This is a genomic window from Massilia aquatica, assembly GCF_011682045.1.
GTDB lineage: Bacteria > Pseudomonadota > Gammaproteobacteria > Burkholderiales > Burkholderiaceae_D > Telluria_A > Telluria_A aquatica.
On the sequence record NZ_VVIW01000002.1, the window covers coordinates 657,118 to 668,842 of the forward strand.

The 11,725-nt window shown below is 63.1% G+C and carries 9 protein-coding genes; 6 read left to right on the top strand and 3 right to left on the bottom strand.

Annotated elements, in window-relative coordinates:
- Positions 1–19 precede the first annotated feature (19 nt).
- Both F1609_RS05970 and F1609_RS05975 read right to left on the bottom strand, forming a co-directional pair.
- Complete coding sequence (locus tag F1609_RS05970; protein WP_167075555.1) at positions 20–661, bottom strand: VOC family protein; 642 nt, start codon at positions 659–661, stop codon at positions 20–22.
- Positions 662–842: 181 nt separating this feature from the next.
- Positions 843–1,067 carry a hypothetical protein gene (locus tag F1609_RS05975; RefSeq protein WP_167075556.1) on the bottom strand — a complete coding sequence of 75 codons (225 nt, stop codon included), beginning with the start codon at positions 1,065–1,067 and terminating at the stop codon, positions 843–845.
- Positions 1,068–1,613: 546 nt separating this feature from the next.
- Here F1609_RS05975 and F1609_RS05980 point away from each other — a divergent pair.
- From F1609_RS05980 to prfH, 5 genes are all read left to right on the top strand, one after another.
- Complete coding sequence (locus F1609_RS05980; RefSeq protein ID WP_211200314.1) at positions 1,614–4,691, top strand: glycoside hydrolase family 48 protein; 3,078 nt, start codon at positions 1,614–1,616, stop codon at positions 4,689–4,691.
- An 84-nt stretch (positions 4,692–4,775) separates the two neighbouring features.
- Positions 4,776–5,333 carry a LemA family protein gene (locus F1609_RS05985; protein WP_167075558.1) on the top strand — a complete coding sequence of 186 codons (558 nt, stop codon included), beginning with the start codon at positions 4,776–4,778 and terminating at the stop codon, positions 5,331–5,333.
- A gap of 40 nt (positions 5,334–5,373) precedes the next feature.
- On the top strand, positions 5,374–6,921 hold the full coding sequence (locus F1609_RS05990; protein WP_229421665.1) for a glycoside hydrolase family 5 protein: 1,548 nt from the start codon (positions 5,374–5,376) through the stop codon (positions 6,919–6,921).
- A 511-nt stretch (positions 6,922–7,432) separates the two neighbouring features.
- On the top strand, positions 7,433–8,626 hold the full coding sequence (locus tag F1609_RS05995) for an RNA ligase RtcB family protein (protein ID WP_167075559.1): 1,194 nt from the start codon (positions 7,433–7,435) through the stop codon (positions 8,624–8,626).
- Positions 8,626–9,255: a peptide chain release factor H gene (gene prfH / locus F1609_RS06000; RefSeq protein WP_167075599.1), complete on the top strand. Its 630-nt coding sequence runs from the start codon at positions 8,626–8,628 to the stop codon at positions 9,253–9,255. Before F1609_RS05995 ends, prfH begins: the two co-directional genes overlap by 1 nt.
- A gap of 171 nt (positions 9,256–9,426) precedes the next feature.
- Here prfH and F1609_RS06005 read toward each other — a convergent pair whose 3' ends face one another.
- Positions 9,427–9,921, bottom strand: a complete 495-nt coding sequence (locus F1609_RS06005; RefSeq protein ID WP_167075560.1) for a hypothetical protein — start codon at positions 9,919–9,921, stop codon at positions 9,427–9,429.
- A 145-nt stretch (positions 9,922–10,066) separates the two neighbouring features.
- Here F1609_RS06005 and F1609_RS06010 point away from each other — a divergent pair, with 145 nt between their 5' ends.
- The gene (locus F1609_RS06010; protein WP_167075561.1) at positions 10,067–11,602 is read left to right on the top strand and encodes a helicase HerA-like C-terminal domain-containing protein; all 1,536 of its coding nucleotides are present in this window, start codon (positions 10,067–10,069) and stop codon (positions 11,600–11,602) included.
- Positions 11,603–11,725: the final 123 nt, after the last annotated feature.

Here is an 11,725-nt window from a genome sequence, read left to right on the forward strand (position 1 = left end):
TAGGTTCCTGGTTGACGTGTCACAGAATGCGTGGGCCGGCTGGGGTGTCGATATGGGCGCGCAGATAAGGCCGCGCGCCGGCATCGATTTGCACCACCGTGACCGGCGCGTGCAGGCCGATCGCGTCGAGCAGCGCGCCCACGCGCTGCGGTTCCGGATGAAACAGCTCCAGCCTGGCCAGCGACAGGCCAAGATCGGCCATGCCCGCCGCCGGGTGCGGGCCCGCCTCCCATTCGATCAGCGCCGGGCCGACCCCGCCCAACGGCAGGCTGCCATCGCCAGGAATCGTGATCAGCCAGTTGCGCGCTCCGCGACCCATGGGCGTGATGGCGCCGAGCGCGGCGAGCGGCCCGGCCGCTTCGGCGGCGAGCGCAATGTCGCCGGTACGCGCAACCCAGGCCGACAGCGCCGGCTGCGCGTCCGCGCCAAGCGTATCGAGCGCAAACCAGCGCGCCCGGCCAGGCGGCGGCGCATCGGGGTCGATCGCGATGATTTCCAAAAACAGGGCCTCGCCCAAACGCAGCAGCAGGTTATGGGTGCCCATGGCGGGATGCTTGCCGCCTGGCGCGGCGGCAACGCCGAGCTTGTTCTCGATCCAGGCGGCGCCCTGGGCGAGGGTGGGGGCGGTGACGGTGATGTGGTCGAGCTGGCAGGCTGGCATGCGGTTTCACTTTCCGGCGTGGTTGGAGATAAAAGACGCCAGATGGTAGCACCGGCGCCAGCCTGAACGGTGAGTGAAGAAGGGCCCTGAAGCCGAAATCGCGTAAGTAAAGCGTTATTTAGCATGAAAGCGATTTCAAGAGCGTGAAACTTTTTCAGCGTCAGTTTTTCGCCACGCGTGTTTAGCAAGTTAAAAGGCTGTTTAGCAGCTCGCCAGGCATATGCACGGCAAGGAATTTAACATTTCTTTTTCGCAGGTGATCTTGAACAGAAAGCATCATTATTTGGTGGGCTTTTGCACCGGCTTTTCTATGAAAGCCATGAAAGCCCCGCTGTTGAGGGCGATACTTGTTCTTTTTGCTGGAAACGGTTCCGAAGCGCTCCACAATCCACACACCTGTTTTCACCTGGCAATTGCTTTATGTGCAATGCAAAAAACCTCATTTTTGCGTTCTTGACATTTAACCTTTGCAAGCGATACATTGCGTCAATACCTAGGCGACAAGCTGTTTTTGTCAACCCATGGTGGCCTTGGCCCGGACACATCCGTCGCCATGGCGATTCGACAAAAAACGGTCGCTTGATCGTTTTTTTTGAAAAAGAGTTGAAAACGTTTTCAAGCCTGCGTAACGCGGGGACGGCATGGCCGGCCTCACCGAACAGGCCCTGTGGGCGTCGCAGCCTTGCTCTGGGCAGTGGAAGGTGCGGCGCGTGCGGACAACGAAGGCATCCACCTGTCTTCGGGCGCAAGTTGCTTCCTGCTCCGGCGGGCGGCGGCAAGCGCAACGTGAACCGCGCCGTGGCCGCCCGCCACGGACCGGTACGCGGGAAACACTGAAACAAGCGTCATCCGCACCGGTGCATCCGGAACGATGGCGACAACCATGCCGGCGAACGTGATTCACGCACGCCATAAAGTACGACAATTGCGAGGAGACTCCTGAATGAATTCGATGTCCAAGATTAAACTGAACGCCGTCACCGACGCCCTGCGCAACAGCGGCAGCGGCCGCAATCTGGCGCGCAGCGCAATGCGCGGCCTGCTGGCCCTGTCGATCACGGCAGCGTCCGCCGCCGCGATCAGCCTGCCGATGATGGCAACGGCGCACGCCGCCGCCGATGCGGAATACACGCAGCGCTTCCTGACCCAGTACAAGAAGATGAAAGATCCTGCGAACGGCTACTTCAGCAAAGAAGGCGTGCCCTACCACTCGATCGAAACGCTGATGGTCGAAGCCCCGGACCATGGCCACGAAACCACCTCGGAAGCGTACAGCTACTGGCTGTGGATGGAAGCGCAGTACGGCCGCGCCACCGGCGACTGGGGCCCGCTGAACGCGGCCTGGGCCAACATGGAAAAGTACATCATTCCATCGCAGTCGGACCAGCCGACCAACAGCTTCTACAACCCGAGCAAACCGGCCACCTACGCCGCCGAGTACGACCTGCCGAAGAGCTACCCGGCGCCACTGAACGGCGGCGTGCCGGTCGGCCAGGATCCGATCGCCAACGAACTCAAATCGACCTACGGCACCAGCAATATCTACGGCATGCACTGGCTGCTGGACGTGGATAACTGGTACGGCTACGGCAAATGCGGCGACGGCACCACGCGTCCGTCGTACATCAACACCTTCCAGCGCGGTTCGCAGGAATCGGTCTGGGAAACCGTGCCGCATCCATCGTGCGAAACCTTCAAATGGGGTAAAAACGGCGGTGGCGAAGGCTTCCTCGGCCTGTTCATCGGCGACAACAACCGCGCCAAGCAGTTCCGCTACACCAATGCACCCGACGCCGATGCGCGCGCCGTGCAAGCCGTGTACTGGGCCTCGGTCTGGGCCAAGCAGCAAGGCAAGAGCGCACAAGTGGCCGACCTGGTCACCAAAGCGGCCAAGATGGGCGACTTCCTGCGCTACGCCATGTTCGACAAGTACTTCAAGAAAATCGGCAATTGCACCAATGCGAACTCGTGCCCGGGCGGCAACGGCCAGCCGGATGCACAAGGCAACCGCGACAATCAGCATTACCTGATGAGCTGGTACTACGCATGGGGCGGCGCCACCGACACCAACGCCGGCTGGGCATGGCGCATCGGTTCGAGCCACAACCACTTCGGCTACCAGAATCCGCTGGCCGCGTGGGCACTGTCGACCCAGGCCGACTTCAAGCCGCAGTCGCCAACCGCCGCCGGCGATTGGGGCAAGAGCCTGACCCGCCAGATGGAATTCTACCGCTGGCTGCAATCGGCTGACGGCGCAATCGCCGGCGGCGCGACCAACAGCTGGGGCGGCGATTACCTGACCCCACCGGCAGGCACCCCGACCTTCCACGGCATGTTCTACGATGAAAAACCGGTCTACCACGATCCGGCCTCGAACACCTGGTTCGGCTTCCAGGCCTGGTCGATGCAGCGCGTAGCCGAGTACTACTACGCCAGCGGCGACGCGCGCGCCAAGACGGTGCTGGACAAATGGGTCGCCTGGGCCTCGGCCAACACGGTCCTGAAAGCGGACGGTACCTACACCATCCCGAACACCCTGGCATGGAGCGGCGCGCCCGACACCTGGAACGCGGCAACCCCTGGCGCGAATGCCGGCCTGCGCGTGAAAATCGTCGACAGTACCAACGACGTCGGTATCGCAGCGGCCCTGGCCCGCACCCTGATTTACTACGGCGCCAAAGCCAACAACGAGCCTGCCAAAGCGCTGGCCAAGCAGCTGCTGGACCGCATGTGGGCCAAGCACCAGGATTCGGTGGGCCTGGTGGTCGACGAAACGCGCGCCGACTACAAGCGCTTCACCCAGCCTTACGATCCGGCGACCGATTCGGGCGTCTACATTCCGCAAGGCTGGACCGGCACCAACGCCCAGGGCGCGACCATCGATTCGAGCGCGACGTTCCTGAGCATTCGTCCGAAATACAAGGACGATCCACAGTGGCCCAAGCTGAAAGCCTACCTGGACGGCGGCCCGGCACCAACCTGGCGCTACCACCGCTTCTGGGCCCAGGCCGATATCGCCAATGCGCTGGCTGACTACGCCAACATCATCGGCGGCACCGATTCGCCGTCGATCGTCACCAGCAGCAACGCCATCACCGTGCCTGAAGGCGGTTCCGCCAGCGTCGGCATCACCCTGTCGAAAGCGCCTGCCGCCAACGTCTCGGTGGCCGTTGCCAAGGCAGCCGGTGGCGACGTCGACCTGACCGCACCAGCGACCAGCCTGCTGTTCACGCCGGCCAACTACAACGTTGCCCAGGCAGTGGCGATCAGCGCCGCGGCGGACGCCGATGCCATCAACGGCAGCGCCAACTTCACCTTCACGGCGCCTGGCTACCTGAGCTCCACCACGGTGGCAACCGAGGCTGACCGCGATGTCGTGGTTCCGGTGAGCCTGGTCGTGACCGGTGCGCCGCTGTCGGTTCCGGAAGGCGCATCGCGCACCTTCCAGGTCCGCCTGGGCGCCGCTCCTAAAGCCAACGTGACGGTGAGCGTAGCCCGCCTGACCGGCGACACCGACCTGTCGGTTGCCGGTGGCGCGACCCTGACCTTCACGCCAGCGAACTGGAACGTGACCCAGGCAGTGACGGTTGCCGCCGCAGTCGATGCGGACACCGTCAACGGCAGCGCCACCTTCGCCGTGAGCGCACCGACGGCGCCAACCGTCAACGCGGTCGCCACCGAAGCGGACAAAGACGTGCAGACCGGCGGTTGCGCTGTCGATTTCGACACCGCCAACGACTGGGGTTCGGGCCAGGTTCCACGGGTTACCCTGCGTAACACCGGCACCGCGCCGATTACCGGCTGGGCACTGAACTGGACCGCGTCGAACGACGTTACGCTGACCAACTCGTGGGGCGCCACCGTGACCCAGAGCGGCCGTGCGTTCAGCGCCGTGCCTGCGGCCTGGAATGCCACCATCGCCGCTGGCGGCAACGTTGAAATCGGCATGCAACTGGCCTACAGCGGCGCCAAAGTGCTGCCGACCGGCCTGAGCTGGGCTGGCCGTAGCTGCGCCATCAGTGTGAAGTAATCGTAAGTCGTCCGCGCGGGCCTTGTTGGCCCGCGCGGATTTTTTGCATTTGTGTTTTGTCTTTCCAAACAGAGGAGAACGACCATGACGATTCGTTCGAGCCACGCTGCCATCGCCGTGCTCGCGGTGGTACTGGGCGCTGCCGCCGTCGGCGGCAGCATGACTTACAGCGCGCTGACCGAAGCGCGCGCGGGCGGGGCTGAAGCCTGGCGCGACCTGACCCACATCCACGCGGCGCGCGCGCGCCTGGCCAGCACGGCGCTGGAAGGCGCGGCGCGTGCAGGCGGACTCGACCAGGCGTTTGTCGACCAGGCCCGTACCAGCCTGGTGCGCGCCAGTGCCTTGCCGACCAACAGCGGCGTGCTGAACGACCCGGAAGCGGTCGACAACTACAAGCGTTACCAGGGTGAGCTGACCGGCGTGCTGTACCGCCTGGCGGGAACCCGCGGCGCGCCCGAGCTGGAGACGGTGTCTTCGCTCAAGGAACTACGCGGCAAATTGCCGCAAGACGAGCTTGCGCTGGCCGATGCCCGCAGCCGTTACGGAAAGTCGGCCGAAGGCTACAACGCCCTGGTCGGTACCTTCCCGGGTGCCGCGGTCGCAGCGGTGACCGGTTACCGGCCGCTACCTGCCGGGTTGTAAGCGAAACCCTGCTTCAAGTCATCTCACTTATTGGAGACGCATGATGATTACCCCGAAATTTGCAAGCAAACTGGCGCTGTCGCTGGCCCTGGCCTTCGCGGCCAGCGCCGGCCAGGCGTTTACCGTATCCGGCAACAAAATCCTGGACGATGCCAACCGTCCGGTCACGCTCAAGGGCGTCAACTGGTTTGGATTCGAAACCTTCGACGGCTCGGTGCACGGCCTGTGGACCCGCAACTGGAAGAGCATGCTCGACCAAGTGCAGGCGGAGGGTTTCAACGCCCTGCGCATTCCGGTGTGCCCGGCCACCTTCCGCGAGTCGTCGGTCAAGCCGAACATCGACGCGCTGGCCAATCCGGACCTGGTCGGCCTGAACTCGCGCCAGTGGCTCGACGTGTTCCTGAAAGAAGTCGACCGCCGTGGGATCTACATCCTGCTGGACCATCACCGTCCGGATTGCCAGGCGATTTCGGAACTGTGGACAACGCCGCAGTACACCGAAGAACAGTGGCTGACCGACCTGGAGTACCTGGCCCAGCATTATTCCGGCCTGCGCAACCTGATCGGCCTGGACATCAAGAACGAGCCGCACGGCCAGGCGACCTGGGGCACGGGTAATGTGCGCACCGACTGGAACCTGGCGGCCGAGCGCGCGTCGAAGCGCATCCTGGCGGTCAATCCGAACCTGCTGATTTTTGTCGAAGGCATCGGCAGCAACTCGGGCGGTTGCCAGGGTCAGTACGGCCACTTCTGGGGTGGCAACCTGGAGCCGCTGAACTGCAAAACGCTCGACATCCCGCGCAACAAGCTGGTGCTGTCGCCGCACGTGTACGGTCCTGACGTGTTCGAGATGGAGTACTTCAAGGCTGCCAACTTCCCGGCCAACATGCCTGCGATCTGGGACCAGCAGTGGGGCAAGTTCGCCAAGGATTATCCGGTGGTGCTGGGCGAGTGGGGCGGCAAGTACGGCCACGGCGGCGGCAATCCGAAAGACAAGGTCTGGCAGGATGCGCTGGTGAAATACCTGAAAGAACGCGGCATGATCAGCTCGTTCTACTGGACGCTCAATCCGAACAGCGGCGACACCGGCGGTATTTTGCAGGATGACTGGAAAACGGTGTGGCCGGACAAGATGGCGTTGCTGAAGAATTTGTGGGCGGGTGCGACGCCGACGCCAACACCGACGCCGACACCGACGCCGACACCGACACCGACGCCAACGCCGACGCCGACGCCGACACCGACACCGACACCGACGCCAACGCCGACGCCGACGCCAACGCCGACGCCGACGCCGACGCCAACGCCGACGCCAACGCCGACGCCAACGCCAACGCCGGCGGTGACGGCAGTGGTCAAGATCAATTCCGATTGGACGGCTGGCTACTGCGCTGAAGTAAGCGTAAACAACAGCGGCACCACGCCGGTGGTGTGGAAAATCAACGTGCCGGTACAGGGCAAGATCAACAACCTGTGGAACGCGGTCTACACCCAGACTGGCGCTACCTTGACGGCATCGGGCCAGGCGTATAACGCGACCGTGCAGCCGAAATCGATCCAATCGTTCGGCTTCTGCGCCGTTAGATAAGCCAATCATTGTAAAACCGGGGGCAGATCCCAATACCGTTAACTTAGGCTCCGTCATTCCCGCGAAGGCGGGAATCCATAGCACCTTCGCTAATCGTAGGTGCTATGGGGGGAACGCACAGCGTTCCCGCCTTCGCGGGAATGACGGAGCTAAGTTTTGTGGCCAAAAGCGCTTAACTTAACGGCATTAGGGACAGCCCCCGGTTCGCCGGCCGCCGGTTTTGCAATAACGTCCGGATCAGCGCTAAAGATTGGTAATTTAGCACTTGCAGCAACGCAAAAAATCGCCTACTATCGCAATCCCAAGCAGGCCAACCACTTTAGAAAAGGAGATCGATCATGCAAAAACTGAACACTACCGCTCCTTTTCTGGGTCTGGCTGGCTAATCTCCTGCACTGAACCGACGGCATTCGCCCGTCTGTCGCACCGTTTAGCCCTCTCTTGACGAGTTGATCGTCAGCGCTCCGCCAGCGCCCAATCCGTATTCGTATTCTTTTTGGATTGGCATCACATGGGCAATTTTGTTCAGCATATTTCTGATCGTATTTCGATCATCGCGTCCGACCGTCTGTGGCTCGAAGACGCTGCAATACAACAAACCAAAACCACGGCCGCACTGGCCGGCATGCAACGCGTGGTCGGCTTGCCCGACCTGCATCCCGGGCGCGGCTACCCCGTCGGGGCGGCGTTCTTTTCCACCGGACGCCTGTATCCGGCGCTGGTTGGCAACGACATCGGCTGCGGCATGGCGCTGTGGCAAACCGACATCCTGGCCGGCAAGGCCAAACTCGACAAGATCGACAAGCAGATCGGCAACCTCGACGATGTAATCGACGAGGAAGAATGGGCCGCGCTGGAACGCCTCGACCCTTCCTGGCCGGTGCGCATCGACGCGCTGTCCGCCGCGCTGGCAGCGGCCGGCCTCGACCTGACGCCGCTGCGCTCGCTTGGCACCATCGGCCGTGGCAACCACTTCGCCGAACTTCAGGTGATCGATGCGGTCGAAGATGAAGAGGTGATCGGGCGCACGACGCTTACGCGCAAATGCCTGCAGTTGCTGGTGCACAGCGGCTCGCGCGGTCTTGGGCAGGTGATTTTGCGCGCGCATGTCGATGCGCACAGTCACGCCGGTCTGCAAGACGGCAGCCCGGAAGCGCTCGCGTATCTGCGCGAGCATGACGCAGCATTGCAGTACGCGGAAGTGAATCGCTCGCTGATCGCGGCGCGGATTTTTCATCGCCTGCGCTGCGAGGCGGTGCGCGTGCTCGACGTGCACCACAACACGGTGACGCCTGCCACAATCGATGGCCAGGCGGGCTGGCTGCACCGCAAGGGCGCCACGCCGAGCGACCAGGGCCTGGTCATGTTGCCCGGATCGCGCGACGACTATAGTTACCTGATCGAGCCGGTGCTGTCCGCCGGTGAACTGAGCCTGCATTCGCTGGCGCACGGGGCAGGGCGCAAATGGCAGCGCACCGATTGCAAGGGCCGCCTCGACAAACTGGCGACGCCGGCGCAATTGAGCCGCACGTCGATGGGCGGGCGCGTCATCTGCAATGACCGCGCATTGATTTACGAGGAGGCGCCGCAGGCTTACAAGAATGTCGACAGCGTGCTCGGCTCGCTTGTGGGCGCGGGACTGGTGAAGGTGGTATCCAGAAGCAAGCCTGTACTGACCTACAAAACGCGTGGGGAGTGCTGCTGATGATCTGGTTACAAATTACAGCCAATACAGGCCCGGCGGAATGCTGCCTGGCGGTCACAAAAGCGCTGGTGCAACTGGGGCGCGAGGCGCAGAAAGCGGGTGTGACGGTGAGCGTGGTGGAACAACTCGACGGCCCGGTTGGCGGCACCTTGCGTTCGGTGCTGGTGGAGCTTGACGGCGAGGCGGAGGCAGTCGACACCCTGGCCCGGCGCTGGAGTGGCAGCATTCAATGGATCTGCGAAAGTCCTTACCGCAAGCTGCACAAACGTAAGAACTGGTTTCTCAACGGAGCCGCGTTCGCGCCACCGGCGGTGTCGACCGACTGCGGCGAAATCCGCTACGAGGCAACCCGCGCGTCCGGTCCGGGCGGGCAGCACGTTAACAAAACCGATAGCGCCATCCGGGCGACGCATGTGGCGTCCGGTTTGTCGGTGAAGGTGCAGACGGAACGCAGCCAGCATGCCAACAAGCGGCTGGCGGCGCAGCTGTTGCTCAGCAAATTGGGCGACCTGGCCAAGTCGGAGGAGGGCAAGAACAAGTCCGAGCGCCGCATGCATCATTTCCAGGCCGAGCGCGGCAACGCGGGACGGGTGTTCCTCGGAATGCGCTTCGTGGAAAAGACGAGCTGAGCTGTCACGAGCGTTACTGTGCCTCGATGCAGCATGGCGGCGCTGGCCCTGGAAGGACTGAGGGCCAGCGTCGTTATGTGGTTAGTGCGCGCCCGGCGAGCGGCGCTTGCTGACCGCGCTAGCGCGGCTTGGGGCGTGAGATCCGGCCACGCGTGGCTGTCCGGAGGTCGCTTATTTCCAGATGCGTTCGACCAGATCGCCGATTTCCAGGGGCACTCCGGCCGCCTTGGCGACTTCTTTCCACTCCGCCGGTGACGGCACCGCATGCGATGGCGCACTCCCGCCGCCGACACCGTATTTCATCGCGACCACGACGGTTCCCTTCACCGCTGGCACCGGCACGGCTCGCGCGCCATCAACCAGTGCCGTCGCCAGGGCCTGCGATAAGGGCGGATTGAAATCGAGCCAGATTTTCGATTGCTCTCCCGGGCGCATCGCCACAACCAGGAATCCCCCCGAGGCCGGCACGCCTTTGGTCGCCTTGAGTGCACGCGTGGCGGCACTGTCGACCTGCTTGAGATACGGCGCGAGCTTGTCGACGGTCACGCGCGCCCCGATCACCTGGTCAGGTTGAAGCAGAACCACGCCGCCTGCAGTAAGGTTACTGGCGGCCTGGACGCTACTGGCACAAAGCCATGCGGCAACGAAAAAAGTAGTCGAACGCATGGCGGTCTCCGTTAAGAATAGCGCGCGGAAAGTCACCGCGATGCCTATTGAACCACATTCGGAACATTGCCGTGAAACTACTGTTAATGAATGCGGATGGCATGCGGTACTATTGATTTCCCATCGCCCCGAGGAGATTGCCGCCATGTCCATGCCGCTGCCGATTGCCCGCCAGAATGCATCCCAACCGCCTCACGTGCTCGACTTGCTGCCGGGGCTGGTCAACCGCCACGGCTGCATCAGCGGCGCCACCGGGACCGGCAAGACGGTGACCTTGCAGGTGATTGCCGAGGCGCTGTCCGGGATCGGGGTGCCGGTGTTCATGGCGGACGTCAAGGGCGACCTGTCGGGCATGGCCAAGGCCGGGGCCGCGTCGGAAAAAATGACCAAGCGCCTGGGCGCGCTGGGCGTCGAGGCGCCGGCCTGGGCCGCTTGCCCTGTGACGTTCTGGGATGTGTTCGGGGAAGCCGGCCATCCGGTGCGGGCCACCATCTCCGACCTGGGGCCCTTGCTGCTGGCGCGCATGTTGAACTTGAACGATACCCAGGAAGGCGTGCTGCAACTGGTGTTCAAGATCGCTGACGACAATGGCTTGCTGCTGCTCGATACCAAGGATTTGCGCAGCATGCTGCAACACGTCGGCGACAATGCGGCCGACTTTCGCACCACGTACGGCAATATTTCGGCGGCCAGCATCGGCGCCATCCAGCGCGGACTGGTGGCGGTCGAACAGCAGGGCGGCGACCGCTTTTTCGGCGAGCCGATGCTCAATATCGACGACCTGCTGCAAACCGATGCGCAGGGCAAGGGCGTGGTCAACATCCTGGCCGCCGACAAGCTGATGAATGCGCCGCGCCTGTACGCGGTTTTCCTTTTGTGGCTGCTGTCGGAACTGTTTGAAAACCTGCCCGAGGTAGGCGACCTGGACAAACCAAAGCTGGTGTTTTTCTTTGACGAAGCGCACTTGCTGTTCAGCGAAGCGCCCAAGCCCTTGCTGCAAAAAATCGAGCAGGTGGTGCGGTTGATCAGGTCGAAAGGCGTGGGCGTGTTTTTCATCACCCAGAACCCGCTCGACATTCCCGACACCGTGCTCGGCCAGCTGGGCAACCGCGTCCAGCACGCCTTGCGCGCATACACGCCGCGCGACCAGAAAGCTGTCAAGGCGGCGGCGGAAACCTTCCGGCCCAATCCGGCGCTCGATACTGCCCAGGTGATCACCGAGCTGGAGGTGGGCGAGGCGCTGGTGTCCTTCCTCGACGAGAAAGGACGGCCCAACATGGTCGAGCGCGCCTTTATCTTGCCGCCGGCGTCGCAGATCGGTCCAATCGACGCGGCCGGGCGCCAGCGTTCCATGGCGCAGTCAGTGGTCGCCGGTGTCTACGAGCAAGCGATCGACCGCGAATCGGCGCACGAGCTGATTGCCGCCCGCGCCGCTGCGGCGCAAACCGTGGACGCGCCGGCACCGCGCGGCGGGACGCCGGCCGGCGCCGGGCGCGGCAGTGTGCCAAAGAGCGCGCCCGACACCTCGCTGGGCGGCATGCTCGGTGGCTTGTTCGGCGGTGGTGGCAAGCGTCAATCGCCGGTCGAGGCGATGATGAAGTCGGCTGCGCGCAGCATCGGCTCGCAAGTCGGGCGCGAAATCATTCGCGGCGTGCTGGGCTCGATCCTGAAGCGGCGCTAGGAGTCTGCGCGGCAGAAACTGATGCAATCCGAATGGTGACGAGGTAAACTTGTCAAATGACGACGAGCTACCTTCCATACGATCAGCATCAGCAAATGCTGCTTCCCCATGCTTTGCAAGACT

Bases quoted from the DNA above. Each gene is read 5' to 3' on its own strand.
- F1609_RS05970 (WP_167075555.1), bottom strand. From the start codon at position 661: ATGCCAGCCTGCCAGCTCGACCACATCACCGTCACCGCCCCCACCCTC.
- F1609_RS05980 (WP_211200314.1), top strand. From the start codon at position 1,614: ATGTCCAAGATTAAACTGAACGCCGTCACCGACGCCCTGCGCAACAGC.
- F1609_RS05985 (WP_167075558.1), top strand. From the start codon at position 4,776: ATGACGATTCGTTCGAGCCACGCTGCCATCGCCGTGCTCGCGGTGGTA.
- F1609_RS05990 (WP_229421665.1), top strand. From the start codon at position 5,374: ATGATGATTACCCCGAAATTTGCAAGCAAACTGGCGCTGTCGCTGGCC.
- F1609_RS05995 (WP_167075559.1), top strand. From the start codon at position 7,433: ATGGGCAATTTTGTTCAGCATATTTCTGATCGTATTTCGATCATCGCG.
- prfH (WP_167075599.1), top strand. From the start codon at position 8,626: ATGATCTGGTTACAAATTACAGCCAATACAGGCCCGGCGGAATGCTGC.
- F1609_RS06005 (WP_167075560.1), bottom strand. From the start codon at position 9,921: ATGCGTTCGACTACTTTTTTCGTTGCCGCATGGCTTTGTGCCAGTAGC.
- F1609_RS06010 (WP_167075561.1), top strand. From the start codon at position 10,067: ATGTCCATGCCGCTGCCGATTGCCCGCCAGAATGCATCCCAACCGCCT.